Origin of the sequence: Evansella sp. AB-rgal1 (assembly GCF_041820985.1) — a bacterium.
Classification (GTDB): Bacteria; Bacillota; Bacilli; order Bacillales; family Salisediminibacteriaceae; genus Evansella.
The window spans coordinates 75,876-101,180 of sequence record NZ_JBGUAU010000007.1; the positions used below are offsets into that span (position 1 = coordinate 75,876).

The window sequence follows — 25,305 nt, forward strand, 5'->3', positions numbered from 1 at the left end:
AGACTTCTGCTCAATTCTAATTTTGGGTGAAGTAAATACTAAACCGTATCTACATATGTAAATCGTGGAACTTTACTAACATCGCCTATTACAAAGATAAACACTAGCCACACCAAAATGATCGTGGTAGTGTTAGGATATACACACTAAGAAGGCGGTAGTCTACTACTCTATTTTTAGAATTTTGTTAGGAGTCGTTTATATGAGTGAAAAACAAGAAGATAGAAATCCATTTAAGGGTTCCTTCGGGAATTTAGAAAATCTAGTAGACAAAATTAGTGATGTGCTTCGATGTCCAGTTACAATTGAGGATGCTAACCACAATTTATTGGCATACAGCTCTCATGACGAAAGAACGGACTCTGCTCGAATTGCAACCATTATTGGTAGAAAGGTTCCTGAAAGAGTTGTAAATAAATTGTGGAAAAACGGAGTTATTCCTAAACTCGCTCAGTCTGAAGACCCCATAAGAGTTTCTGAGATTACAGAAGTAGGGCTGAGCAACCGAATTGCTATCTCTATTCGTGCGAAAAATGAAATTATTGGTTATATATGGGTGCTCGAAATTGATAAAACGTTATCAGAACGTGATTTTGACATGCTTAAAAAGGCAGCAGAAACAGCAAAAAGTCAACTTCTTCAACTACAAGTTCGAAAAGTGAAAAAAGAAGAAGGACATCAAGAATTTTTTTGGCAATTACTTACAGGTCATTTATCAACTCAGTCTGAAGTGCATGAAAGGTTTCAACGATTAAACATAAAGCCACCTACACCATTTTATATTATAGTGTTTGAATTTTCTCATGAGATATCCTTAACTGCTGAGCGCCATATTGCTGATTTAATATCGGTTTCACCTCAGCTACAAACGCCACTGCATGTTATTGATGAAAACAATGTTATCATTTTATGTTCTCCTTTTTCCGATAAATATGTAAAATTTAGTACTTCTGAATTCATAAACAATTTTATTGTTCAAATAAAGAAGCGTTTTCGTAATACCGAAGTAATTGCTGGCTGCGGTAAGATGTATTCTGCGTTTGAGAAGATAGAAGCTAGCTATCAGGAAGCACTCACTGTATTACGCCTTAAAAATCAGTTTTCCGAAGACCTAAACGAAACATACCATTTTGACCAATTAGGTATATACCGCTATCTTGAATTACTATCAGAAAAGAATTTAGAAGATAAGTATTTCAATTCTTCCTTACTAAAATTACGGGAATATGATTCAGAACATAACACTCACTTAGTTGAAACTCTAAATGTATTTTTACAATACGACAGCAATGTGAATGATGCAGCAAAACAACTTCATGTTCATACGAATACATTAAATTACCGATTAAAAAGAATTTCTGAAGTTGGAGACATTGATTTAAAGTGTCCTAACGAGAAAATTTCTTTATTCTTAGATATGAAGCTAGAAAAGCTACAAAAAAACATTTTGTAAGATTATCTAACAATGTATTTTCCATTGGACTAACACACATTTCCCTATATCATAAGAATAAAAATCCTTATATAAAGCTGATAATAGCAATAAATAACAAAGTCCTTTGTGATAATTAACAAAAGGGCTTTCTTTCTTTTTGTTTTCTTAACAAAGATAATTTACATAAAAAAAATTATACTTTACTTACATTACTAAAGGAGGCAATACAATGTTAATTGGGGTACCTAGGGAAATTAAAAACAACGAAAACCGTGTAGCATTAACGCCCTCTGGTGTAGATGCATTAGTAAAATCTGGTCATGTCGTTTTAATGGAAACGGAAGCTGGAGTAGGAAGCGGATTTACGAATGAAGATTATATTCAAGCAGGAGCAAAAATTGTAGATACAGCAAAAGAAGCATGGACTGCGGAAATGGTTATGAAAGTAAAAGAACCACTTCCAACAGAATATGACTACTTTTATGCAGGACTAGTTTTATTCACATACCTTCACTTAGCTGCTGAGCCAGCACTTGCAAAAGCGCTTACAGAGAAGGGGGTAACAGCTGTTGCCTATGAGACAGTAGAAGTGAACCGTACACTCCCTCTTTTAACTCCTATGAGTGAAGTGGCAGGGCGGATGGCAACACAAATCGGTGCACAGTTCCTACAAAAATCAAATGGTGGGAAAGGTGTATTATTAGCAGGTGTACCTGGGGTTTCTAGAGGAAATGTTACTATTATTGGTGGCGGTGTTGTTGGAACAAATGCAGCAAAGCTTGCAGTTGGACTTGGAGCAAATGTGACAATCATTGACCTAAGTGCGGAAAGACTCCGTCAACTTGATGATATTTTCGGTAACAGCATTCAAACGTTAATGTCTAATCCTCTGAATATTGCACAGGCAGTTGCTGAATCTGATGTAGTAATTGGTGCTGTTTTAATTCCTGGTGCCAAAGCTCCTAAGCTAGTTACGGAAGAAATGATTCAAGCGATGACTCCTGGATCTGTGATTGCTGATGTTGCAATTGACCAAGGTGGTATTTTTGAAACAGTTGATCGCATCACCACACACGACAATCCAACATATGAAAAGCATGGTGTAGTTCATTATGCAGTTGCAAATATGCCAGGTGCTGTTCCTAGAACATCAACAAATGCACTTACAAACGTGACGGTTCCATATGCACTTCAAATTGCAAATAAAGGTGTGAAACAAGCTGTAAACGACAATCATGCACTTAAATTAGGAGTGAATACAGCTGCAGGATTTGTTACTTATGAAGCAGTTGCAAGAGATTTAGGTTATGAGTATGTAAATGTTGATACTGCTCTAGATAAAGTGGTTGTAGCTAACGCTTAATAATCCAATAAGATCTTTTTAAATTAGAGCTCCTTTATTTGGGGCTCTTTTTAATGTATCTAAGCTGAAAATACATAGGTTCATGGTAGTCAAACTTATCTAGTATTACTAACTCTGTTGGTCTGTATTCCATTCGCTCCAGTCCACTTGCGTCCTAGATCTGTCGGGCAACTTTGGATACTTTTCCACATAAAAACTATGTTAGAAAAACTTTCATAATTTATTGTGGGAAAAGTCGTAATTGTAAGATATAATTTAAGTGTATCCATCAAATTATAAAGGAGATGGTAAGAATGATTTGGTTGGCCATTATTCTTGGATTAGTTATTTTGGCGTTCGTCATTTCAGCTATCACAAGTAAGAGGTCAAAAAAAGAAGAGATACCTGAAGAATCAAAGAAGAGTTGTAAAAATTGTGATCATCTTGTTCCTATCAACTACACCAAGTCACTTTGTCCTCAATGTAAAGGCTTCTTAACGTAAAACAATGATTATTGTTGCCCCACTTACTTCAACACTGACTAAAAGTTTCTAGATATCAAAGACACTTGCATTTTTGTAAGCGCTTTAACAATTGTAAGCAACATAATATTTATTTGAAATAGGAACTATTTTTAGTTTCTATTTTTTTTATTTCCTTCAGACAAGTTGTAAAAGTTTCCTTCTCTTTCTCTATCTATTTAATGGTAAAGTAGAAAGATATAGTTTTAGTTTTAAATGTAAGGAGTAGACACCATGAATAAAAGAAAGATTGTATTAATTTATATATTTTTTGGAGTATTATGGGTTTTAGGAACAGATTATTTAGTTGGGAACTTCGTCTCAGTAGAGTTCTTTATAACTTTCCAAAAATTTAAAGGGCTATTCTTTGTCGCTGTAACAGCATTAGCAATATACATTTTATTAAATAAAAAAGAAGAACTAAATAGTACGAAAGAACAAGAACAGAAATTAACAACCCTAATTAACTCTATGGTTGACTTTGTTATCTTTAAAGACGGGAAAGGAAACTGGTTAGAAGCTAACGAATTTGGATTAAAACTCTTACAATTAGAGGATGTTGATTACCGTGGTAAAACAGATATAGAATTATCGGAATACACAAGTTTTTATAAGGAATCCTTACACTCCTGTGCTTTATCTGACGAAGAAACATGGGAAAGGAAAAATATAACCCGAACAGAAGAAATTATCCCACTACCTGATGGGTCCAACAAATATTTTGACACAATGAAAGTTCCTCTCTTCTATGAAAATGGAAATAGGAAGGGGTTAGTTATTATTGGACGAGATGTTACGGATACAAAGATTGCAGAGGAACGGTTGAGGAAGAGCGAAAAGCTTTCTATCGTAGGAGAATTAGCAGCAAGTGTTGGCCATGAAATTAGAAATCCCTTAACTTCTATTAAAGGCTTCCTGCAGTTATTAGAAAAAAAAGACAAGGATAATACATTGTATTTTGAAATTATGTTGCAAGAGTTAGATCGGATAAACCATATAGTTAGCGAGCTATTACTTTTAGCAAAACCACAAAAAGTGGAGCATACAACATTTGATATTGGCTCCACCCTAAAAGATGTTGTCTATTTTATGCAAACAGAAGCCACTATGAAAAATGTACAAATTCATTTTTCTATTGAGAAAGAGCACATTATTACCGGAGAAAAAAATCAGTTGAAGCAAGTATTTATCAATGTAATAAAAAATGCAATAGAAGCTTCTCTTGAAAAAGAAAATGTTTGGATAAAAATAAATCAAAGTAATGACAATAATGTAGCCATTACGATTAAAGATGAAGGCCCTGGAATACCACAAGAATTCTTAACGAGACTTGGAGAACCTTTCTATTCCTCTAAAGAAAAAGGAACTGGCTTAGGTTTAACAGTAAGTCATAAAATTGTTGAGCAACATGGGGGAACCATCTCCTACTACTCGTCAGAAAAAAAGGGGACAAAAGTGGAAATAAGCCTACCTATAAAGTGTAAAAAATCCCTAGCTTGCTAGGAAAAAAGAGGATGCCTACGTCGGAACTTCCACTTAACTAGACATCCTCTTTTCTTATTTTCTTTTCTTATAATTCAACGTTATGGTACACTTGCTGAACATCCTCTAAATCTTCCAAAGCATCTACAAGCTTCTCGAATTGTGCAGCAGAATCTTCCGGTAACTCAATATCATTTTGTGCAAGCATCGTTAGTTCAGCAACTGTAAAGTCTGTTATACCTGCATTTTTCAACGCTTCTTGTACTGCATGAAACTGGTCTGGTTCTGCATAAACAATCACAGCTTCGTCTTCTTCAAGAATATCACGAGCATCTACATCTGCTTCCATTAGTATTTCAAGCACTTCGTCCGCAGTCTTTCCTTCTAAACCGAATACAGCTGTTGCATCAAACATGTAAGACACAGATCCATTTACACCCATATTACCACCATTTTTATTAAATGCAGAACGTACTTCGGCAGCTGTACGGTTTACATTGTTTGTTAATGCATCTACTATTACCATTGATCCGTTTGGTCCAAATCCTTCATAACGTAACTCATCGTAATTTTCCTCGGCTCCACCTTTTGCTTTTTCAATAGCACGATCAATGATTGTCTTCGGTACATTGTACGTTTTCGCACGTTCTACTACGACTTTTAGTGCTTGGTTTAGTTCTGGATCAGGATCCCCCTGTTTTGCAGCTACATAGAGCTCGCGTCCAAACTTCGCATAAATACGACTTGTATTTTTGTCCTTTGCAGCTTTTTTCTCTTTAATATTGTTCCACTTACGGCCCATTTCGTCCACTCGCTTTCCAATTCATTCATTATGAAAATAGTATAAATTATAATTACTTTTACCTACAACAATATTATACATGAATTATATTTATTATCGATTCTTTCTTCCATTTAGTCGTTCGTTACCTTTAAAGGTACCTATTCTTTTATAACCAATCCAAAAGCTCTTGCAAATCCAACTGCCTGATCTTTTGAAACAACGCAACCTGCTAATTTATCCATAGAAATAGTTATATTTTCAAAGTTACAAGAACTAATATCCAGTCCGTTTAAATCAACTTCAGCAAAGTTCGCTAAATGCAGATTACACTGTTTAAACTCTGTCTTCACAATTTTTGCTTCGTAAAAATCTGCATTCGTAAATAAACAGTTTATAAACCTTACTTGCTTATAATCTGAAAAACCAAAAGAAGCATAATTAGCTAAACAATCTTCTAATTGAACGTTTCGAAACGTCGCTCCTGAAAGGTTACACCCTACTAATTTTGAATTTTTTAGCTTCACTCTATGGAACACCGCATCACTAAAATCCACATTGGACAAGTCACAGTTTTCGAAAATTACATCGGTACATTCTATTGATTGAAAGGATGCATATTGAAATGAAACATTTTTGAAAATAATTTTATCAAAATATACTGTTTCATCAATCTCTGCTTCGATAGAACAATCTGATATTTTTCCAAGAGAGAAAAATCGCTCTTCCTCAAGCTGTACAATGTTTAATTCTATAATATGGTCAGGTATAGTAGGCTCATCGATTTTTATCTTTTTCTTTTTCTCCATTTATTGAAATTCCCCTTTACACTACGACCTTTATATTGTTCCTAAATACTTAGTTTCCATTTCTTCCTCATGTAACTTTTTATTTTCAACGAATACATGATAAGCTTTTGCGTTAGGTCTAGAGCTTACAATTGATTCGAGTTTCTCATTGATATAATGGATTGCCACTCCATCATCCGTTGCATAGCCAGACTGTATGCTTCCCTCATTTACAAATTCTTGATAGGATGGTCGCCGGTCACTTTCTCCATCATAATGGGGACAATTACTTCCTTTTAAAATCCCTAAACAAGTGAGTGGTTCTAGTCCATCACCAAACGAATCTGTCACTCCTGCTTCAAACCAACAAATGGAACCAGCACTAACACCTGCTAAGATAATGCCCTTTTCATATGCCTTTCTCATAATACTGTCTAAGTTCCAATCCTTCCAAAGAGCGAGTAAATTCTTTGTATTACCCCCACCAACATAGATGATATCCTGCTCTAATACAAATTCTTCTATTTCTCTAGTATGTGGACGAAATAAAGATAGATGAGCGGGCTCGCAATCCTGTTTTAGAAAAAATGTATAAAAATTTTGTATGTATTCTTCTCTGTCTCCACTAGCTGTCGGGATAAAACATATTTTTGGTTTTGGCTTGGACGATTGCTTTAGAATATACGTATCTAGTAATGGATTGTCTGGTTCCATCGAAAAACCCCCACCACCTAGAGCAATGATTTGTCTCATGTTTACCACCTTTTTATTAGTTTCATTGTTTTTTACAGATATGTACTTTCTTTCTTACGTTCTGTTCCTTCTCATACATTCGGTCTTATGAAACTGAAACTCTTCGTAAAAGCTATGAGCATCCTTTGTTGCAAGAGCCACACTTGTATGTTTTATGTCAGGATGTTCTAAGATACAACCTATAAGCCATTTTCCAAGACCCTTCCCTCGATATCTTTCATCAATCACAACATCTAATAACCAAGAGAATACTGCTTTATCAGTAACCACCCGTGCAAACCCAATTTGTCGCCCTTCCTTGTATAAACCAAAAGTGATAGAATTTTCTATTGAAACTTCGATTGACTCTTTTGATCTACTAGCTACCCAGTATGTATCAGAAAGTAAATACGAGACTTTATTTACATCAATACTACTTCTATCATCACTTACTTTATAGATATCCTTGTGCCATTCCATGTGTTTCCCCCCTAGTTCTTCACACTTCTAAATTCTAGTTTAACCTTTTTTTCCGTATAGAAAAACGGACACGATAGAGGAATCCACTAGAAAATATCTTGTTTATCAGCGGCATCTTTTTTGGTGTCCGTTATTATATATGAATTATGAGAAAATTCCTTGTCGCTCTTTTATTTTTAAATATAATTCTTCTAGCGTTCCTTTTTCATCAATTGGAAATATCGGTTCCCCGCGGTCTATTACACATCCCTCTACGAGAAAGGTTTTCATGCCAACTTTACTTGCCACCATATCCTCTTGCTTATCGTTACCGACCATAATACAATCCTTTGGAGATACGTTAAGTTGTTCACATATATGTTCATAATATTGTGGGTTGGGCTTTGTATAAACACTCTCCTCATATACTGTTACTAATTCAAACGGAATATCATCAATTCCTGCCCACGTTAATCGATGATAAATAGCTGCTTTTGGAAAAACTGGATTTGTAGCAACTACCAAACGATATCCTTGATTTATTGCTTCTTCTAATACTTTTCTTGCCATTGGTGTTGGTTGACATAAGTGTGAAAATGTTGGAAATACCGTTTCATAAAATTCATCTAACGTTGGCCATATCTCTTCTTTTTTTACATTCATTAATGGCAAAAAGGTTTCAGTAAAGACTTCCTCATTTGATTTCGATTTATCTTGACTACGAATCATCGCTTCTGTTCCTGTTAAAAGTGCCTTAATAAATGCTTGTGGATCCACAATATGAGCTACTCTTGGTGCTAATTCTTTTAAATAATTTTGCACAAAAGAATCTGTATCCATTGGAAGTAATGTTCCGTCTAAATCAAACAATATAACTTTTTTCATAACCATAACGCCTCTCATCTAAAAAATATATTTGTATCCTTTCATGATAAACCAATTTGTACCATATGGAAAGTTTCATATAGTAAGAATAAAGAACTGTGAAGATTAAGAAGAAGTTTTATAAGACTGGAACTAAAAATTATCTACACCTATCAATTTCACTCAAATACTTGGTCATTATTTCATTTTTTTTAATAATCAAGGTATACTTAATGATAGAAAATATATAAAAGCGGTGATTAACTTTGTTAGAAGATACAGGGGAACGTATTATTCCTGAAAAAATGGATTCCATGAATGGTATGCTATTAGAACATCTGGCACGATATTATTTTGCTATGCCTTATGTAAAAGGAAGAGTATTGGATATTGCATGTGGAAGTGGTTACGGGAGTAAGTTGCTTGCAAAAAGTAGGAAAAAACAAATAAGTGAACTTTTGGGAGTGGATATAGCTGAAAATGCTATTGAATACGCTCACAAATCCTATTATCATCCGCTCCTAACTTTCAAACAATGTGATGCCATGGATCCTCACATTGTAGACAAGTTGGGAACCTTTGATACTATTGTGAGCTTTGAAACGATTGAACATGTGGAAGATGATCGAGCATTTATAAAACAAATGTACGATCTACTTAATCCTGGGGGAGTGCTAATCTTATCTACTCCATTTGGACAAGGGAGAGGAAAACCTTCAAGCGCACCTTTTCATTATCATCAATTAACGGTAGAAGAGTTTAAAGACAATTTTACTATTTTTGATTCGGTAGAATTTTATTTTCAGTTAGGTGTCATGTTTGAACCACCTAAACCTGATGTGCATTATCCTTTAGGTATTGGCGTTGCTACAAAGTAAAATGAAAGCTAGTCCAAAGGTCAAAAACTTCCTTTTGACTAGCTCTTTTTTAGCAACAGTCACTTTCGTTGCCTAGGATGGTTAATCCTTTGCCTTCTGGGGTTACTTTTAAGTCCAAGGTTATCGTTTTAGTTTGTGGGTAAATTATTTCATCAAATCCCACTTCAATACCATTGATTTCTTCTACAATATCAGCTTCCATTGTCTCATCCAGAGACAATCCCAATTTGGGAGCACCTCAGCCCATTCCAGCGAAGAAAACACGTATATTTCTTACTCCGTGCTCTTCCATTATTTCTTGAATAAATTGTTTTGCCTCATCTGTTATATTCATAACGCCACCTCGTTCATTACTAGATTCCTTGATATAATATCAAAAAAACGAGAGAAAAGCGAAAAAACAAGTTTGAAATTACCAGTATTTATTTTTCAAAAAATGCTGGTAAAGCTCTTCTTCTATTTCTCTTGTTATTGGTTGACCTGGAAAATATGTCGGTGCATTTTCAATTTGGTCCTTCGTCACAGACACTTCCATTCTTCCTGTTACCCAATTAACACTAGTAATCCAATCTGTGGAAATTAGTACCTTTTTCCGTGGAAAAAAACGTTGTGTGTCTGCAATAAAATAACGCACTTTAAACGTGTCTTCTTCAAATAATATATCTTCTATTTTTCCAAAAGACTCCTCTTCAGTAGCTAGTTCATCTCCAATAACGTCCTTTGCTTTGTGCACCTTCTTCTCTTCTCTTTCCGTTGTATAGACATCATCATCTAATGATGTCTCCTTGTGTAAATTGATTATTCCTCGTGCATTCATTCCTGATCCCCATACACTTCCGCCCATCCAGTAAGGGTTTAATCCATAGTACGAACCGAAACTTCGTTCACTCTCTCTAGAGATTGGTTCATCTCCTAAGAGTGGTGCTTTTGCAGCCTGTTCCTGTGAAATATTCACACGAATTATATGAGATTCTATATCTATCTTTTCAATAGATGCTGGGGAAATGTAAAGGGTTTCTTTCGTAAACAAGACTCCTGTTTTTACAACAATATATCGAATTGTCCAAAAGTCCTCATCAAACAAGGCGTCACGAACAGTACCAAAAGCACCATCGTTTCCAATTACAGAGTAATTTTTTATCCAACTGTCATAATGCAACAACATTGTAACACTACCTTTCATTGATTGAGGTTATTATTCACCTTCCCAGAGCAAGAACTAACAAAACGTGTTTTTTTAAATAGAAATTATTTCGAACCTCGAATATTTTTGTTATTATATAATAAGATTCAGAAAAATCATTATTGTACTACTAATTGAGAGGAGAACACGAAATGACACAGAGGGCATTAACCTTAGAAGATTTAAAGAAAATACATGTTGTCAACGAACCTCAACTATCTCCAGATGGTGCAACCATTGCGTATGTAAGACAATTTATTAATGAGAAAGACGAGTATACATCCCATTTATTTGTTCAATCTGCAGTAGAAAAACAAGCAAAACAATGGACGTTTGGAAAAGGACGAGTCTCTTCTCCCCGCTTTTCTCCCGATGGAAAGAGGCTTGTATATGTTACAGCTAAAGGAGAGAAAGCAAAACCACAATTATACCTTCTTTCCTTGGATGGCGGAGAAGCAAAACCTTTAACTGAGTTGGAAAACGGTGCAGGGCATCCGATTTGGTCTCCAGATAGTAGTCGTATCTTATTCTCCACTTCTTTTAAGGAAAATGAAATCCCTGGTGAAGAAGGTAAGAAAGAAAAGAAAAAGGACGAGAAAAAACCTGAGCCATTAGTTGTAGAGCGACTAAAATATAAATCCGATGCTGCTGGGTTCTTAGATGGCAAAAGAGCTCAACTAGCTGTTTATGATTTAGGGTCTGAAGAAGTAACCTATTTAACAAGTGATGACTTTGATCACGCTGCATCATCATGGTCACCTGATGGAAAATCTATCGTTTACACTGCAAATAAACAAGGGGATGACCAGTTAATTGCAGATATATATATCATGGATGTAGAATCCAAATCATCTGAACTACTTACAAACAGTAATGGGATGTTTTATGGAGGAACTTTCTCTCCAGATGGTACAACGATTGCCTGCTATGGTCATGAAAAAGAATACGCTGGTGCTACACAATCTAAGTTATATCTAATTGATGTAGCAACAAAAGAACATTCTTGTTTAACATACGAATGGGATGTATCACTTGGGGATTCTGCCATTGGTGACATCCGTTCTGGACATCCAACCCCTGGTCCTATTTGGACTGCTAACCAAGAAAAATTATACGTGACAGCAAGTACACTAGGAAACACTAATTTTTATTCTGTAGATCGTAAAGGAAAGGTTGAAGAAGTTTACGCTGGTAGCCATCACGTTTACGGTTACGATATTAACATTACAGAGAACCTTGCAGTGCTTGGAGTAAGTACACCTACTAATCCAGGAGAGTTGTTTATTGTTAATCTCGAAACAAAAGAAGTAGTAGCTCTCACTTCTGAAAACAAGAAATTTTTAGAGGAAGTTCATGTTCAGGATCCTGAAGAACTTCGTGTCAAAACAAGTGACGGATGGGAAGTTCAAGGATGGGTATTAAAGCCTTATGGATATGAAGCTGGAAAAAAATATCCTATGATTCTTGAAATTCACGGTGGACCTCATGCAATGTATGGTAATACGTTCTTCCACGAGTTACAATTACTTGCAGCAAAAGGGTATTTTGTCATTTATTCTAATCCTAGAGGTAGTCATGGATACGGACAAACATTCGTAGATGCTTGTCGCGGTGATTATGGTGGAAAAGATTACGAAGATATAATGGAATTCACAGATGCTGCTATAGCAAACTATCCGGAAATTGACGTGGACAACCTTGGTGTTACTGGAGGAAGCTACGGTGGATTTATGACAAACTGGATTGTGTCTCACAATAACCGTTTTAAAGCTGCCGCAACACTTCGTTCCATATCTAATTGGATCAGCTTCTATGGAGTGAGTGACATTGGGTATTTCTTTACAGAGTGGGAAATTGGCACAGATTTATTAAGAGACCCAGAAAAACTTTGGGAACATTCCCCCTTAAAATATGTGAATAATATTGAAACACCTCTCTTAATTTTGCATGGAGAAAAAGATTTCCGTTGTCCAGTGGAGCAAGCGGAGCAATTATTCGTGGCATTAAAGCATCGTGGTAAGGATACCCGCTTTGTACGTTTCCCTAACTCTAATCACGAGCTATCAAGAAGTGGCCCACCTTACTTACGATATGCAAGACTGGAAGAGTTAACAAGATGGTTTGATAAATATTTAATAAATTAAAGAGAGCACGATATTTCACTCAAAAAGTTGATTAGCATCTGCTAATCAACTTTTTGAGTAGAACTCTATTCAAATGAACATACACTTGATTGGAGTTATAAATACATTGACCTATATAAGTAATGAGTGTACGCCATCGAGTCTCCTATGAGATCGTGAATGTGGCTTCGCAACTCCCGAGATAGAAGACACCGTGAAGAATGAACGGATCTAGCATTAGTGCCCTTGGGTAGAAAACGAGCAAATTGTAGAGAATGGAATAAAAGCCAACAAAGTTAGTAATACTAGATAAGTTACATATGAATGGAGTAACATATTTTCGAGGGTAGACCATTTAGAATCAAAAAGAGCGACAATCTACACAATGTAGTGTCGCCCTTCCCTCTAGTAATGAATTTGTATTATCTTTTAAATAGACCTAATTCAACTAGATCATTAATAAAAGCTTCTTCTACTTCACCATCAAAGCTAATTTCCACTACTTGATCTGGCTGTAAAGAAAGAGCTAATACACCTAATAAACTCTTAGCATCAATTACCCAATGATCCTTTTTAATGAGAATCGTTGCTGGATACTTACTAGCAGTATTAACAAATTTACTTGCTGACTCTGCAAAAATTGGTTTCAAAACTGTCAAATTCATATTTATCTCTCCTCTTCATGTAATACTATCATTATATGTTCACAAAGGAATAAATTCAAACACTTATTGAAAACGTTTTAATTTTGTCCATATTTTACTTTCATTGATATGCTTGAAAGAAGATTATATACTTTATCAATAGATATGCTATTTCTTATCTTTTTATTCACATAAAGGAGTGTTCCCCTTGAAGCCAAATGAATCAACATGGATGGACCATTTCCGTTCGAGAAAATCTAACCTAATTGATTACGAAAATTATCAGCACTTTGCCTTATTCGTACCCATGATTGAATTAAATAACGAGCTACATATAGTTTTCGAAGTAAGATCTCAAAACATTCGGCAACCAGGAGAGATTTGTTTTCCAGGTGGTAAAGTTGATGAAGACGACGTCTCAAACGAAGCCGCTGCAATTCGTGAATTAACAGAGGAACTCGGAGTATCGCCAAACAAAGTAGAAATCGTTGGCGAACTAGATTATATGATAACACCATTCAAGCTAATCTTATTTCCTTTCCTAGGAAAAATAGTATCAGATGCTACATTCAAAAAGAATGATGATGAAGTGAAGGAAATTTTATTTGTTCCATTATCTAAGCTGTTGAAGATGAGACCAATGGAACATCATGTTTCACTAAAAGTGAAGCCAGAACAAGACTTCCCTTTTCATCTAATCCCTAATGGAGAAGACTATCATTGGCGAACTGGGAAAATGGAAGAACAATTTTATAAATATGAAGGACATGTGATTTGGGGTCTAACTGCTCGTATATTAACTCATGTGTTAGAAGAAATTCGATCGTTAGATTAAGTAAACATAAAAAGAGCACTCTCTAAGGAGCGCACAATACAGGGAATTCCCCTTCATTCAGAGTTGTCTTAAAAAGAAGTGCTTTTTTATTCCTCTTCATTTATTATTCTTTGTGCAGCCATCGCGGAACGATGAAAAAACAGTGCTGCAAAGAGTAGAATAAAATTAAGTCCCACCATAATTGCTTGATGCTCTGGTGCTACTGCTCCATCTGGTAAAACTAACCCAATTGCAAGAAACCCACATAATGCTAATAGGATAAAAGAAAAACGTTTTAAATCTATCACTTTATTTTTTAAATCAATGATTTTTTTTTCATCCATAACAAAAACACCTCTTCTATTATGAAATAATAAAAAACGCCCTACAACTATTTTTAATAGAGACGAATTTAAGAAACTATGAATAGTATAACATGATTACAATGTTTCTGGTGTAGTAATGATTTCCATAGCTAAGGAATAAACTAGGGAAAACTTTATACAAAAAAATGCACTGAAAAAGTCAAATTGCGTAACTTTTTCAGTGCACTCTATAAATATTAACTGAAACCTTTGAAAAGGGGTACTTATTTATCTATTAGTTCTTCTTGCGCAACTCTTCTAGCATTAGGAGTACCATTTGTGCAGAGTTTACAGCAGCTTTCTCCAAGAATTGATCATATGATATTTTTGCATCCTGTCCTGCTATATCCGATAAGGAACGAATTATAACGAAAGGGCATTGGAATTGGTGACAAACTTGGGCAATTGCTCCTGCTTCCATTTCGGAACAATACGGATCTTGGAATCTTTGTCTTATGTCTTCTACGCGGTCATGATCACTCATAAAAGAATCCCCCGATAATACAAGTCCTTTTACTGAGTTTATTCCTAGCTCCTCAGCACAATTCTCTGCAATCGTAATTAGTTCTTCATTTGGCATATAAAAAGCTGGCATACGTGGAACTTGCCCAAATTCATATCCAAAAACGGTGGCATCTACATCATTGTAGCGAACCTCTGTAGAAATAACGATATCTCCTACAGCTAATTCTTTATGAAACCCACCTGCAGAACCAGTATTAATAATATAATCAGGATGGTATAGTTTGTTCATTAATGTTGTACTGATTGCTGCATTGACCTTACCAATACCAGATTTAGATAAAACTACTTCTACTCCCTGTAATTTACCATAAAAAAATTCACAGCCTGCAATAACATCTTTTTCAATGACATTCATTTTAGACCTAAGTAACTCTACCTCTTCTTCCATTGCACCAATTATTCCTATACTCATATGCAACCTACTTTCTTAAATTATCTTCACTAATCATAGCGAATCATAATTACAAGAGCAAGTTTTCGTATGATTTTACTTGTTTTCTTCTCTCTGTTTGTTTATTCTTATCACAGGATACATAGAAGAGGTGAAACAAATGATGATACATACGTACATTATCCAAGATAAAGTAGAATTTTTTGAATCCACTAATCTAGAATCACTTGAAAAGCAAATTGCAAAAAAAATAGAAGATAACATGGCTATTATGCTACAAGTACATCATGTATCTCATGAAGTGACATTAGATCCAAAGACAGGAAAAAGGCTGTATACTGCTGTTGTTCATTTTAAGGTAAAACAGTCGTAATACCAAAAGAGGATCTCATAGGTTAATACTCCTTTTGAGATCCTCTTTTATTTTGTGTAGTCTACCCTGAAAATACGCGTATCAGACTAATATGGAATACTAACTTTGTTGGTTGTATTCCATTCGCTACTGCCCACTCCCTTTCCTGTGGGGAGCTGGCAAGCCACCTTCGTCAATTCCGCCTAAGTACGTGCCCACGTCCTGTGGGCAACGGCGTCATGTCGCCATCCTGGCTCCCGTCTGCTACGGTGTCACGCCTCTGCTCTGCATCCCTCAGGAGTCTCATGGGCTTACACTCATTCCATATACAGTTGTTGATTACTAAAGACTAAAGCATCTAATAACGTAATTTCTTCCGCCATGGTGCAAATTTTTCACTTGTCTGGTAGTACTGATAAGCTTATCTTCATATCAATATTACCCTTTTACGTTTCTTATCTGTACGGATTTCCTTCCACTTGTTCAACGGAAACAGGCATCCAACCTTTATTTTCAACCCACTCTAGTCGAACTTTATAAGGGTTATCGTGATTTGTTGTAGCAACATATCCTACTGCACTTTGAAGGTCTCCTCCATTACCTAAGCGCCAGATCGTCATTCTTTCACCATCTTCTACGCCAATTGCATATTCTAACGCTTTCGTCATCTCTTCCCAGTTTACATGGCTAGAATCATTAAAGACAGCAGTGAAAGGCTCTTCTTGGACCGTTCCAATAGGATTCCATTCATTTACTCTAACTTCACCAATTGTTTCTGAATCATCTTCATTGTTACTAGAATCATTATTTTCTACATCGTTACTACTTTCATTTACTTCTTGTTCCTCATTTTCTTGTTCCTCGTTTTCTTCTTCACCATTTTCATTTTCATTTAAATCTAATTCATTATTATCATGTTGATTCTCATTCACATCATTACTTACATTTTCTTCTTGGTTTTCACCATTATCAGCAACTGATGCTGGTTCAGATTTGCCCCCAAATATTAACAAACCGCCCACAAATACGATGGCAGCTGCTACTACAGCAATAGAAACATTTAACACAACATTCGCACGCTTCTTTTTTCTTATGTCTGTTCTACGTGGACCGTAGCTTCCATATTGATTCATTGTGCTTCCTCCTTCTGTAACTCCTACTCCCTGTCCTTACATTATATTTCATCCTAGAGAAAAATACGAGATGTCTTCAATATATACAAATATTCCTATATTTCCTTTGGTATATTTGTATTGTTTCTGACAACCTATTACTAGTTAATGAAAATTTCTCTATTATACGGTATGCTAGAGAAAGAAAGTTTATTATTTTTTTTAAAAGGAAGTGTGACAGTTGGACTTAAAGACAGCCTATGACATTCTTGAGATAAGAAAGAATGCTACAGAAGAAGAAATGGAAGATAAGTATTTATTATGGATTAGAAAAGCGAAAGCGCAAGCAAATAACAATAAAACGAAAGAAGCAATTGATTTGAATAAAATTAACGATGCTTATAATACAATTAAGCAACATTTTCAGGAACAGAAAGATTTAGCTAATCCGAGTAAGAATAAACCAAAACATCCTATCATTGAGAAAATAGACCATTTCTTTTACCACTATAAATTACATTTTTTTGGAGCACTGTTCGTTATCATTTTTGTTGGGTCTTTACTTCATGCTTTTATCACTAATAAAATCGAAGAAAATAGACTAGCTAATCTTCCTCCAGCAGATATTGAAATTATCATTTACGGTGATTATTTTATTGAAGATATTACCCGCATTGAGGAAAAATTAGAAGCTACATTTCCTCAGTGGGAAGATATTCGAATGGATTTTTTGCACGGACCTATTGAACTTCGAAGTGAAATGGATATGGCATCTCTACAAGCTAATCAAGTTAGGTTAATGAATGAAAATCCAGATTTCTTCATTTTGGATGCTCACCATTTTGGTTTGTTAGTTACACAAGCTGCTTACCTACCATTAAATGAATATGAACAAGAAATAAAAGAATTTATAAATGAAGATAGATTGTTATATTATCAAGAAGAAGAAACAAATGAAAATTACTTATATGGAATTAATATATCTGGTAGTGAATTATTTGAAGAAGTTGGATTTAGAGGAGAACAAAAAATCGTAGCTCTTCGATTTGATACAGAAAATGTGGATAATGTATTGGAGTTTCTAGAAAAATCTGCAGAAAGCTTGACTGATAGCAACTAAAAATCCTCTTTCTATTCGTTAGGTGCTTAATAGCACCTAACTTTTTTTTTCGGCAACTAAGAATTTCAATACCTTGTGTTTTTTCTTTCACTTCACTATTAAAGAAACGCCTTGTCATTGTCATAGGGAAAAAAATCCCTATGTGATTATGAATCACATAGGGGAAAAATAATAACATTATTTCACTTCAAGAATTTCCACTTCCATGTCTCCACCTGGAGTAGAAACAGATACTTTATCTCCTATTGTTTTCCCCATTAAGCTTTGAGCCATTGGAGAATCATTTGAAATCTTGCCATCCATTGGATCAGCTTCTGCTCTTCCAACAATTATATACTCTTCCTCTTCTCCATCAGGTAATTCAATGAATTTCACAGTTTTACCTAACGACACAACAGATGAATTTGTATCTTCTTCAATAATTACGGCATTTCGGATCATTTTTTCGATTTGAACGATACGACCTTCAACAAAAGCTTGTTCTTCTTTTGCAGAGTCATATTCTGAATTCTCGGAAAGATCCCCAAAACTACGAGCAACCTTTATTCTCTCAACGACTTCTTTTCGTCGTTCCGTTTTTAAGAATTCTAATTCCTTTTCTAATTTTTCCTTACCTTCAACGGTCATGTAATGTTTTTCTTCTGCCATAGCTTGCTTCACTCCTTAGTATAATAAAAACTCCGAATAGCGAGCGCTTTCATCTCTTTTTCAGACGCTCTTTTTGATTTATAGCAATAATAGAGACGGTTTTATTTGAACCATATGAAAGGGTTAATAAAAAAATGATAACTCTTCACTTTAATATAAATGTTCAGCGCCAACTCCCTTATGAACCACCAATAGGAAAAAGGAGTGGGGCGCTGATCATACGTTCTTATTATATACGATACCGTTCTAGTTGCCTTCTTTATTATTACTTCTCTTATGCTATTACAAAATGGCTTTTTCTTCAAGAATCGTTTTTATTTTTGTTACCATTAAATCTATTGCTACTTGATTATTGCCCCCTTCAGGAATAATAATATCAGCATAACGCTTCGTAGGTTCAATGAATTGTAGGTGCATAGGCCGTACAACTTCTGTATATTGATCAATAACAGAATCAATGGTTCTACCACGTTCTTTAATATCACGCATTAGTCTACGAATAATTCGTAAGTCTGGATCGGTATCAACAAATAATTTAATATCCATTATATCTCTTAATCGCTCATCTTCCAAGATTAAAATTCCTTCTAATATAATTACATCTCTTGGCTCAATGAAAATTGAATCATTTGAACGAGTATGATTTGCATAATCATATACTGGCTTTTCAATACTTTCACGGCTTAAGAGTGTTTTTAGATGATCGATGAGTAAATCATTATCAAAGGCAAGTGGATGATCGTAATTTGTTTGTAAACGCTCTTCCATAGGTAAATGACTTTGATTTTTATAATAAGCATCCTGCTCAATCAGAACAATATCTTGGTCATGAAATTTACAAAATATTTTATTAGCTACTGTTGTTTTTCCAGAGCCTGATCCCCCTGCAACGCCAATAATTACTGGCTTCTTACTCATATATTTATAATTCCTTTCTCATCATATTGTTACGATAGACAGGATGATCTACTTTTAATTTTACTATTTGTAATGGGTGCCTTGCCGCATCTAGCTCTACTCCATCTTCATCCCAGATTGTACCAACCTTCTGTTTAAAAATATCAATTTCTGGTCCAAAAAACTCAATTGTATCCCCAGGTTTAAAGTAATTTCTTTGTTGAAGAGTTACAACGCTTGCTTCTTCGTCATAATCTAACACAAGCCCTGCAAAATCATGCGCTGTTTTTTGGCTATGATATCCAAACATTTGCTCTTCATACCCTGGAACATTTTCAAAGAATGCAGGAGCTGTTGGTCTGTTTGCACATTTTGCAAGCTCGTCAAGCCATTCCTGTTGTATCTTAAAGTTATCTGGATCTTCGCAATATGCATCAATTACTTTACGATAAACACTTACAACCGTTGCAACATAGTGGATAGACTTCATTCTTCCTTCGATCTTTAAGCTATCGATACCTGCTTCAATTAATTGTGGAATGGATTCAATTAAATTAAGATCTTTTGGAGACATAGCAAACGGTGCATCGTCTTCTGAAAAAAGTTTTGCTTCATCAACAGAGTCTTCACCATTTTCATTCTCTTCATACAAGAAATAATCCCAACGACATGATTGACAACATCCACCTCGGTTAGAATCCCTTGCAGTCATGTGATTACTCAATACGCACCTACCAGAATAAGAGATACACATTGCTCCATGAATAAACGTCTCAATTTCTATATCTACATATTTTTTCATTTCTAACATTTCCTGCAACCCAACTTCACGAGCTAATACAACACGCTCAAGACCTTCTTCTTTCCAGAACTTTACTGCCTGCCAGTTGGATAAAGATTGTTGCGTTGATAAGTGAACTTCTAATTTAGGCGCTACTCGTTTACATGTCTCAATAATTAAAGGATCTGCTACGATGATACCTGCAATCCCAACTCGTTCTAAATCTTTCAAGTAATCATCTAGTCCGTCCATATTTTCATTGTGAGCAAAGATATTTGTAGTAACATAAATTCGAGCATTGTGTTTCTTAGCATACTCCACGCCTTCTGCCATTTCTTCAATGGAGAAGTTGTCAGCATTTGATCGTAAACCAAACTCTTGTCCACCAATGAACACTGCATCTGCACCATAATATACAGCTATTTTTAGTTTTTCTAGATTACCTGCTGGTGCAAGTAGTTCTGGTTTTTTTGTAATGATGCGTTTACCTTGTTTTGTTTTCTCTGCTATTTGTTCCATTTATGTTTCACCCCTTAATAAACCGTTTCTTTAAAGAAGAATCCTGTATCAAGATCACGGTTAGATGGCTGAATTCCCTTCACTTTATCTAAGAAATTCTCTTTCTCGTCACTATATTTTTCAGGATCTTCCAAATATAAATCAATCGCTTCTCGATATAAAGACGTTATTTTACAAATATAGTCATTACTCTTAAGTATCCCATCTATCTTAAACGACTCTACACCTGCATCAATCATCTCTTCTAATTCATCAATGATACACATATCTTTTGGACTCATTATATGTGTTCCATTAAAGTCTTCCCAAATAGGATATTTTGCATCTCGTTCAGCATCATGGATAAATAAGCTTCTATCCTTGCTTCTACCTTCTACTTTCAAATCTTTCCCTTGAAATTCCATATAATTACCGATAAGTGTTCGTTTGGATTGAAACATACAAGTCATTCCATGTACCTGAACTTCGATTTCTACTTCTGCATTTTCCTTAATCTCGACAATAGAGTCCATATTTATTTCCCGGGCAAGAACGGCACGCTTTGCACCTTTTCTTCCCCAATAATTCGCTGTATACCAATTTGTTGCCGTCGTTTCTGTATTCCAATGTAACTTTAAAGACGGAGCTACTTCACGTGCACACATGATGACAGCAGGATCTCCAAACACAACCGCATCTACCCCTACGTCATGTAAGAAAGTAAGATAGTCTGGTAATTCCGGAAGCAAATCATTGTGAAAAATTGCGTTTACTGCCACATATAACTTCGTTTCGTGCTTGTGTGCAATATTAACAGCCTTGGCTACATCCTTACGAGAAAATTCTCCTGCTAATCTTAAGCCAAACTTCTCTTCACCAATAATAAATGCAGTTGCCCCAGCATTAATTAATGGTTCTATTTGGTCAACACATGTTGGAGTGACTAATAATTCTGGTTTTTTCATCCTATACACCACCTAATTCTTCTTTCCCATTTTTGAGGCTGACCATCACTCCATCACCAACAGGATATATCATTGTTGTAAAGCGTTGATCTGCCATTCTTTGTTCATTGAAGCTTCTTAATTTGTTTACCATACTCTTTGTATTTTTTGAGGATATTTCTATTTCGCCTGCAACCATACCCTTAAATAATACATTATCAGATATGATTAAGCCGCCAATAGACACAAGAGGCTCGAATAGTGTGAAAAACCGTTCATATTGCCCTTTTGCAGCATCAATGAACAAGACATCATAAGGGCCATGTTCTGCTACCTCTTTAGACAATTCAAGAGCATCTCCCTCGATGATATGAATACGGTTTTCCATATTAAATTCCTTTATATTAGCCTTAGCAACTGTAATTCTTTCTGTATCACGCTCTAATGTAAAGATAGTTGCGTCTTTTGCAGCAATCCCCATTCGTATAGCAGAATAGCCAATCGCAGTTCCCACTTCTAATATTTTTTTTGGTTTTTGGATCTCTAAAAATTGAAGCAATAACTTCATTCCACTCGGTTCCATGATAGGAACATGATGTTCTTCTGCATACTTCTCTATTAGTTCTATCTTGTCACTTCGATTCTGTAGCAACGATAGTATATACTCTTCTGTTTTTGTTTGTATCCCCATAAAAAAAGCGCCTCCTTTTGGGTGCTCTTCAACTTTGACCGATATATTTTAACATAATGACAGGGAGAATGCTAATAGCATATTCTCCCTGTCACTTGTTTATTTATTTTTAGTAAAACTCGAAGAATTTTTAACGATATTGCTGGACAATTGCATTATGCTCCCCTAAGGTTTCAGAGAAATGAACTTGTCCATCAGGTGAATGGAAAAAGTACAAATAATTATGTGGTTCAGGGTGCAATGCCGCCCAGATAGAAGCTTCACCAGGATTATTAATTGGTCCAATCGGAAGACCAGAAACATAATAAGTATTATAAGGTGATTCTATCTTAAGATGTTCATTCAATGTTCGCGGAAGATGTTCACCGTGAGCATAGGCAACTGTAGGGTCCATTTGTAATTGCATTCTAACATTTGGATGTAAACGATTATGAATGACACCTGAGATCATCTGGCGTTCTTCATCGTTACGAGCCTCTCCCTCAATAATAGAAGCCATGGTCAATATATCATGATATGAATAATCGGACGATCCCGCTTCACTATCAATTAATGCTTTTGTTGTTCGAGCCAACATTGCCTCAATTAACTCTTCTACCTCTATTTCCTCTTCTAAAAAGTCATATCGTTGAGGAAATAAGTAGCCTTCTAATGGCCATCTAATTCGATCATCTAATATCACTTCATCTACTATAGCAAATCTTTCAATCAGCTCGTCTAAGTATTCTTCATCCTCTAGCTTCTCCATCAAATCTTCTTCTGTTAGATTTGTATTATCAGCAATTCTTTTTACAACATCATCTAGCCAACGACCTTCAGGAATAGTAAAAGTTAATTGATAATCTTGTCTGACTACCCCACTTTTTAATTCTTCAATCATATCGTCCATGTCCATGGATCTACTTAGTATGTAGTCACCAGCTTGGAATCCTGTTTCATTTTGAAAACGAACGTATAATCTAAAAAATCTACTACTTTTTATTAAGTCGTTCTCCTCTAAGATGTTTCCAATTCCTGTTGCTGAAGATCCTATCGGTATTGTTACTTCTATTAGTTCTTCATCATTTTCGTCCATTGGCCCTATAGAGTTCATAAAGTAAGTATAACCAGAATACCCTGCACCAACTACTGTAATTAACAATAATAATATAAATACAAAAACGATTCTTCTCACAATTTTAGCCTCTTTTTGTCGTTCATACATTTTTTCTATATGTTGTTGCTTTTTCTTGTTTTTATTATTCTTGTCTGACAATCTCACTTCCTCCTTCCATCCCATCTATTATACTACATTTATAAAAAAATTCGATCCTTATGTCGAAACATTGTATCATTTTTTGTTGCCTCTATTAAAATTTTATTTCAAAATCCAAAGAATTTTGGGGATAAAACTATCAATCACATCAACATATTAAATTTAATTCGATTGTTTCAGAGCAATCGCTGTTTAATAGAAGATTATTTGCTCGAGAAGGAATCTATTTATGGTATGTCTTGATGATGAACTAAGCACGAAATCCTGATAACACAAAAAACTGATGAGAATCACCCATCAGTTTTTTTCTACACTACTATTCCATTTCTTGTTCTGTGAAAGTGTTCAGTAACTCTTCAACCATTTCCCACTCTTCATCTGATTCAATAGGATATAAAGCTAATTCTTCTCCTTCAGGTTCTTCATATCGAAATGCGTGTACTTCTACCTCGTCTTCATCCACATCGTCACTTGTACCTTGTGGTGCTAGAACCATGTATGAGTTTCCTGTAGAGTCAACATCAAAAGTAAAAAGTACTTCAAATAGGTGTTCTTCACCGTTTTCACCAGGAATAATAATTTGATTTTCATCTTCATTAGGAAGGTTATAATTTTTCATTTGTTTCCGCCTTTCAAGCTTTCTGTTTTTTGTAGTCTACCCTGAAAATACGTGAATCAGATTATCTAGTAATTCTAACTTTGTTGGTTTGTATTCCATTCGCTTCAGTCCACTGCTTTCCTTGGGGAGCTGCCTAGCCACCTTCACGATTCCGTCGCTTCGGTGTCTCGCGCTTACTCTCTTCCCACTGGAGTTGGTGGACCTGCGCTTATTCTAAACTAAAGAGAAAGTACTACTTCTTCTCAACGTATTTCAACCGCCATGGTGTAAATTTTTCCTTGTGTAGATGTCTACCCTTTTATGTTATTCAGCAACTTATATAATTAATCTACTTTTGATTACGATCTAGGTAACCTTGCAAAATTAGGACTGCGGCCATTTTATCTATTACTTTTTTTCTTTTTTTTCGGCTAACATCAGCTGATACTAACATTCTTTCTGCAGCAACAGTCGTTAAACGTTCATCTACAAATTCAATTTTCACATCGGCACGTTCTTGTAACTGAGATGCAAATTCCTGACACATTTCTCCACTCGGTCCGATTGTACCATTCATGTTTTTAGGCATTCCTACCACAACGGTACTAATTTCATGTTCAAGCATAATTTCCTTTAGTCGAGCGAAATCTTTTTCTAGATCTCTTTCATCACGACGAATTGTCTCTACGCCCTGAGCAGTCCAACCTAGTGCATCACTTACTGCAACACCAATTGTTTTAGAACCTACATCTAGTCCTAATACCTTCATGCATTTACTCCTTCTCTGGCTGTGATAAATACGAACGAACTAGTTCTTCAATAATCTCGTCTCGTTCAATCTTACGGATAAGGGACCTAGCATCATTATGACGAGGAATGTATGCAGGATCTCCTGATAGTAAGTATCCAACTATTTGATTGATTGGGTTGTAACCTTTTTCCTCTAATGAAGAATAGACAGTAAATAATACGTCTTTTACATCTTCATCCATTGAATCATCGTTGAAACTAAACTTCATTGTGTTGTCCATTGAACTCATTTCGCTCACCTCTCTCCATTTTTGAAAGAAACGGTAATCTCA

General features: G+C 35.3%; 29 protein-coding genes. 9 read left to right on the forward strand and 20 right to left on the reverse strand.

The window, feature by feature from the left end; genetic code table 11:
- The first annotated feature begins 202 nt into the window (after positions 1 to 202).
- The 4 genes from ACERII_RS07470 to ACERII_RS07485 all read left to right on the forward strand — a co-directional run bounded on the left by ACERII_RS07470 (position 203) and on the right by ACERII_RS07485 (position 4,801).
- Positions 203 to 1,453, forward strand: coding sequence for a PucR family transcriptional regulator (locus ACERII_RS07470; protein ID WP_373641233.1), 1,251 nt, complete (start codon positions 203 to 205; stop codon positions 1,451 to 1,453).
- Between the two features lie 211 nt (positions 1,454 to 1,664).
- The gene (ald, locus tag ACERII_RS07475) at positions 1,665 to 2,798 is read left to right on the forward strand and encodes an alanine dehydrogenase (RefSeq protein ID WP_373641234.1); all 1,134 of its coding nucleotides are present in this window, start codon (positions 1,665 to 1,667) and stop codon (positions 2,796 to 2,798) included.
- Between the two features lie 293 nt (positions 2,799 to 3,091).
- A complete protein-coding gene (locus tag ACERII_RS07480; RefSeq protein WP_373641236.1) occupies positions 3,092 to 3,280 on the forward strand; it encodes a hypothetical protein in 189 nt (62 codons plus the stop codon).
- 252 nt (positions 3,281 to 3,532) lie between these two features.
- Positions 3,533 to 4,801, forward strand: a complete 1,269-nt coding sequence (locus tag ACERII_RS07485) for an ATP-binding protein (RefSeq protein ID WP_373641238.1) — start codon at positions 3,533 to 3,535, stop codon at positions 4,799 to 4,801.
- Positions 4,802 to 4,868: 67 nt separating this feature from the next.
- Here the strand turns inward: ACERII_RS07485 and ACERII_RS07490 are convergent, their stop codons facing one another.
- The 5 genes from ACERII_RS07490 to ACERII_RS07510 all read right to left on the reverse strand — a co-directional run bounded on the left by ACERII_RS07490 (position 4,869) and on the right by ACERII_RS07510 (position 8,425).
- Positions 4,869 to 5,582 (reverse strand): YebC/PmpR family DNA-binding transcriptional regulator, encoded by a 714-nt coding sequence (locus ACERII_RS07490; RefSeq protein ID WP_373641241.1) that lies wholly within the window; start codon positions 5,580 to 5,582, stop codon positions 4,869 to 4,871.
- A gap of 140 nt (positions 5,583 to 5,722) precedes the next feature.
- The gene (locus ACERII_RS07495; protein ID WP_373641243.1) at positions 5,723 to 6,370 is read right to left on the reverse strand and encodes a pentapeptide repeat-containing protein; all 648 of its coding nucleotides are present in this window, start codon (positions 6,368 to 6,370) and stop codon (positions 5,723 to 5,725) included.
- 30 nt (positions 6,371 to 6,400) lie between these two features.
- On the reverse strand, positions 6,401 to 7,102 hold the full coding sequence (locus ACERII_RS07500; protein ID WP_373641245.1) for a Type 1 glutamine amidotransferase-like domain-containing protein: 702 nt from the start codon (positions 7,100 to 7,102) through the stop codon (positions 6,401 to 6,403).
- A 54-nt stretch (positions 7,103 to 7,156) separates the two neighbouring features.
- Positions 7,157 to 7,561, reverse strand: a complete 405-nt coding sequence (locus ACERII_RS07505; RefSeq protein WP_373641247.1) for a GNAT family N-acetyltransferase — start codon at positions 7,559 to 7,561, stop codon at positions 7,157 to 7,159.
- A 144-nt stretch (positions 7,562 to 7,705) separates the two neighbouring features.
- Positions 7,706 to 8,425, reverse strand: a complete 720-nt coding sequence (locus tag ACERII_RS07510; protein ID WP_373641249.1) for an HAD family hydrolase — start codon at positions 8,423 to 8,425, stop codon at positions 7,706 to 7,708.
- Between the two features lie 245 nt (positions 8,426 to 8,670).
- Here ACERII_RS07510 and ACERII_RS07515 point away from each other — a divergent pair, with 245 nt between their 5' ends.
- Positions 8,671 to 9,282 (forward strand): class I SAM-dependent methyltransferase, encoded by a 612-nt coding sequence (locus tag ACERII_RS07515; protein WP_373641251.1) that lies wholly within the window; start codon positions 8,671 to 8,673, stop codon positions 9,280 to 9,282.
- 49 nt (positions 9,283 to 9,331) lie between these two features.
- Here ACERII_RS07515 and ACERII_RS07520 read toward each other — a convergent pair whose 3' ends face one another.
- Together ACERII_RS07520 and ACERII_RS07525 are read right to left on the reverse strand one after the other, a co-directional pair.
- A complete protein-coding gene (locus tag ACERII_RS07520) occupies positions 9,332 to 9,508 on the reverse strand; it encodes a hypothetical protein (RefSeq protein WP_373641253.1) in 177 nt (58 codons plus the stop codon).
- Between the two features lie 186 nt (positions 9,509 to 9,694).
- Positions 9,695 to 10,447 (reverse strand): PRC-barrel domain containing protein, encoded by a 753-nt coding sequence (locus tag ACERII_RS07525; RefSeq protein ID WP_373641255.1) that lies wholly within the window; start codon positions 10,445 to 10,447, stop codon positions 9,695 to 9,697.
- 170 nt (positions 10,448 to 10,617) lie between these two features.
- On the opposite strand from ACERII_RS07525, the gene ACERII_RS07530 reads away from it, so the two are divergent.
- A complete protein-coding gene (locus tag ACERII_RS07530) occupies positions 10,618 to 12,609 on the forward strand; it encodes a prolyl oligopeptidase family serine peptidase (protein WP_373641256.1) in 1,992 nt (663 codons plus the stop codon).
- Positions 12,610 to 13,010: 401 nt separating this feature from the next.
- On the opposite strand, the gene ACERII_RS07535 is transcribed toward ACERII_RS07530, so the two are convergent.
- Positions 13,011 to 13,253 (reverse strand): HPr family phosphocarrier protein, encoded by a 243-nt coding sequence (locus tag ACERII_RS07535; RefSeq protein WP_373641257.1) that lies wholly within the window; start codon positions 13,251 to 13,253, stop codon positions 13,011 to 13,013.
- Positions 13,254 to 13,440: 187 nt separating this feature from the next.
- On the opposite strand from ACERII_RS07535, the gene ACERII_RS07540 reads away from it, so the two are divergent.
- Positions 13,441 to 14,067: an NUDIX hydrolase gene (locus ACERII_RS07540; protein ID WP_373641258.1), complete on the forward strand. Its 627-nt coding sequence runs from the start codon at positions 13,441 to 13,443 to the stop codon at positions 14,065 to 14,067.
- 86 nt (positions 14,068 to 14,153) lie between these two features.
- Here ACERII_RS07540 and ACERII_RS07545 read toward each other — a convergent pair whose 3' ends face one another.
- On the reverse strand, positions 14,154 to 14,390 hold the full coding sequence (locus tag ACERII_RS07545; RefSeq protein WP_373641259.1) for a YrhC family protein: 237 nt from the start codon (positions 14,388 to 14,390) through the stop codon (positions 14,154 to 14,156).
- 256 nt (positions 14,391 to 14,646) lie between these two features.
- Positions 14,647 to 15,348 (reverse strand): 5'-methylthioadenosine/S-adenosylhomocysteine nucleosidase, encoded by a 702-nt coding sequence (mtnN, locus tag ACERII_RS07550; protein WP_373641260.1) that lies wholly within the window; start codon positions 15,346 to 15,348, stop codon positions 14,647 to 14,649.
- Positions 15,349 to 15,487: 139 nt separating this feature from the next.
- Between mtnN and ACERII_RS07555 the strand changes: the two genes are divergently transcribed.
- The gene (locus ACERII_RS07555) at positions 15,488 to 15,700 is read left to right on the forward strand and encodes a DUF2536 family protein (RefSeq protein WP_373641261.1); all 213 of its coding nucleotides are present in this window, start codon (positions 15,488 to 15,490) and stop codon (positions 15,698 to 15,700) included.
- Between the two features lie 434 nt (positions 15,701 to 16,134).
- Here ACERII_RS07555 and ACERII_RS07560 read toward each other — a convergent pair whose 3' ends face one another.
- Positions 16,135 to 16,812, reverse strand: coding sequence for a YrrS family protein (locus tag ACERII_RS07560; RefSeq protein WP_373641263.1), 678 nt, complete (start codon positions 16,810 to 16,812; stop codon positions 16,135 to 16,137).
- A 220-nt stretch (positions 16,813 to 17,032) separates the two neighbouring features.
- On the opposite strand from ACERII_RS07560, the gene ACERII_RS07565 reads away from it, so the two are divergent.
- A complete protein-coding gene (locus ACERII_RS07565) occupies positions 17,033 to 17,911 on the forward strand; it encodes a hypothetical protein (protein WP_373641265.1) in 879 nt (292 codons plus the stop codon).
- A gap of 177 nt (positions 17,912 to 18,088) precedes the next feature.
- Here the strand turns inward: ACERII_RS07565 and greA are convergent, their stop codons facing one another.
- The 9 genes from greA to ACERII_RS07610 form a co-directional block, all read right to left on the reverse strand.
- Complete coding sequence (greA, locus tag ACERII_RS07570; protein WP_373641267.1) at positions 18,089 to 18,559, reverse strand: transcription elongation factor GreA; 471 nt, start codon at positions 18,557 to 18,559, stop codon at positions 18,089 to 18,091.
- Between the two features lie 282 nt (positions 18,560 to 18,841).
- Positions 18,842 to 19,477: a uridine kinase gene (udk, locus tag ACERII_RS07575; RefSeq protein WP_373641269.1), complete on the reverse strand. Its 636-nt coding sequence runs from the start codon at positions 19,475 to 19,477 to the stop codon at positions 18,842 to 18,844.
- A gap of 4 nt (positions 19,478 to 19,481) precedes the next feature.
- Positions 19,482 to 20,756: a peptidase U32 family protein gene (locus ACERII_RS07580; protein ID WP_373641271.1), complete on the reverse strand. Its 1,275-nt coding sequence runs from the start codon at positions 20,754 to 20,756 to the stop codon at positions 19,482 to 19,484.
- Positions 20,757 to 20,770: 14 nt separating this feature from the next.
- On the reverse strand, positions 20,771 to 21,700 hold the full coding sequence (locus ACERII_RS07585; protein ID WP_373641272.1) for a peptidase U32 family protein: 930 nt from the start codon (positions 21,698 to 21,700) through the stop codon (positions 20,771 to 20,773).
- Between the two features lies 1 nt (position 21,701).
- A complete protein-coding gene (locus ACERII_RS07590; RefSeq protein WP_373641273.1) occupies positions 21,702 to 22,370 on the reverse strand; it encodes an O-methyltransferase in 669 nt (222 codons plus the stop codon).
- A 130-nt stretch (positions 22,371 to 22,500) separates the two neighbouring features.
- Positions 22,501 to 23,631: an endolytic transglycosylase MltG gene (mltG, locus tag ACERII_RS07595; RefSeq protein ID WP_373641424.1), complete on the reverse strand. Its 1,131-nt coding sequence runs from the start codon at positions 23,629 to 23,631 to the stop codon at positions 22,501 to 22,503.
- Positions 23,632 to 23,941: 310 nt separating this feature from the next.
- Positions 23,942 to 24,244 (reverse strand): DUF1292 domain-containing protein, encoded by a 303-nt coding sequence (locus ACERII_RS07600; protein WP_373641275.1) that lies wholly within the window; start codon positions 24,242 to 24,244, stop codon positions 23,942 to 23,944.
- Positions 24,245 to 24,572: 328 nt separating this feature from the next.
- Complete coding sequence (ruvX, locus tag ACERII_RS07605) at positions 24,573 to 24,992, reverse strand: Holliday junction resolvase RuvX (protein WP_373641277.1); 420 nt, start codon at positions 24,990 to 24,992, stop codon at positions 24,573 to 24,575.
- A gap of 4 nt (positions 24,993 to 24,996) precedes the next feature.
- Positions 24,997 to 25,263 carry an IreB family regulatory phosphoprotein gene (locus ACERII_RS07610; RefSeq protein ID WP_373641278.1) on the reverse strand — a complete coding sequence of 89 codons (267 nt, stop codon included), beginning with the start codon at positions 25,261 to 25,263 and terminating at the stop codon, positions 24,997 to 24,999.
- Positions 25,264 to 25,305 lie beyond the last annotated feature (42 nt).

Coding starts and splice junctions, on each gene's coding strand:
- ACERII_RS07470 (WP_373641233.1), top strand. CDS start 203: ATGAGTGAAAAACAAGAAGATAGAAATCCATTTAAGGGTTCCTTCGGG.
- ald (WP_373641234.1), top strand. CDS start 1,665: ATGTTAATTGGGGTACCTAGGGAAATTAAAAACAACGAAAACCGTGTA.
- ACERII_RS07480 (WP_373641236.1), top strand. CDS start 3,092: ATGATTTGGTTGGCCATTATTCTTGGATTAGTTATTTTGGCGTTCGTC.
- ACERII_RS07485 (WP_373641238.1), top strand. CDS start 3,533: ATGAATAAAAGAAAGATTGTATTAATTTATATATTTTTTGGAGTATTA.
- ACERII_RS07490 (WP_373641241.1), bottom strand. CDS start 5,582: ATGGGCCGTAAGTGGAACAATATTAAAGAGAAAAAAGCTGCAAAGGAC.
- ACERII_RS07495 (WP_373641243.1), bottom strand. CDS start 6,370: ATGGAGAAAAAGAAAAAGATAAAAATCGATGAGCCTACTATACCTGAC.
- ACERII_RS07500 (WP_373641245.1), bottom strand. CDS start 7,102: ATGAGACAAATCATTGCTCTAGGTGGTGGGGGTTTTTCGATGGAACCA.
- ACERII_RS07505 (WP_373641247.1), bottom strand. CDS start 7,561: ATGGAATGGCACAAGGATATCTATAAAGTAAGTGATGATAGAAGTAGT.
- ACERII_RS07510 (WP_373641249.1), bottom strand. CDS start 8,425: ATGAAAAAAGTTATATTGTTTGATTTAGACGGAACATTACTTCCAATG.
- ACERII_RS07525 (WP_373641255.1), bottom strand. CDS start 10,447: ATGTTGTTGCATTATGACAGTTGGATAAAAAATTACTCTGTAATTGGA.
- ACERII_RS07530 (WP_373641256.1), top strand. CDS start 10,618: ATGACACAGAGGGCATTAACCTTAGAAGATTTAAAGAAAATACATGTT.
- ACERII_RS07535 (WP_373641257.1), bottom strand. CDS start 13,253: ATGAATTTGACAGTTTTGAAACCAATTTTTGCAGAGTCAGCAAGTAAA.
- ACERII_RS07545 (WP_373641259.1), bottom strand. CDS start 14,390: ATGGATGAAAAAAAAATCATTGATTTAAAAAATAAAGTGATAGATTTA.
- mtnN (WP_373641260.1), bottom strand. CDS start 15,348: ATGAGTATAGGAATAATTGGTGCAATGGAAGAAGAGGTAGAGTTACTT.
- ACERII_RS07555 (WP_373641261.1), top strand. CDS start 15,488: ATGATGATACATACGTACATTATCCAAGATAAAGTAGAATTTTTTGAA.
- ACERII_RS07560 (WP_373641263.1), bottom strand. CDS start 16,812: ATGAATCAATATGGAAGCTACGGTCCACGTAGAACAGACATAAGAAAA.
- greA (WP_373641267.1), bottom strand. CDS start 18,559: ATGGCAGAAGAAAAACATTACATGACCGTTGAAGGTAAGGAAAAATTA.
- udk (WP_373641269.1), bottom strand. CDS start 19,477: ATGAGTAAGAAGCCAGTAATTATTGGCGTTGCAGGGGGATCAGGCTCT.
- ACERII_RS07580 (WP_373641271.1), bottom strand. CDS start 20,756: ATGGAACAAATAGCAGAGAAAACAAAACAAGGTAAACGCATCATTACA.
- ACERII_RS07585 (WP_373641272.1), bottom strand. CDS start 21,700: ATGAAAAAACCAGAATTATTAGTCACTCCAACATGTGTTGACCAAATA.
- ACERII_RS07590 (WP_373641273.1), bottom strand. CDS start 22,370: ATGGGGATACAAACAAAAACAGAAGAGTATATACTATCGTTGCTACAG.
- ACERII_RS07600 (WP_373641275.1), bottom strand. CDS start 24,244: ATGAAAAATTATAACCTTCCTAATGAAGATGAAAATCAAATTATTATT.
- ruvX (WP_373641277.1), bottom strand. CDS start 24,992: ATGAAGGTATTAGGACTAGATGTAGGTTCTAAAACAATTGGTGTTGCA.
- ACERII_RS07610 (WP_373641278.1), bottom strand. CDS start 25,263: ATGAGTTCAATGGACAACACAATGAAGTTTAGTTTCAACGATGATTCA.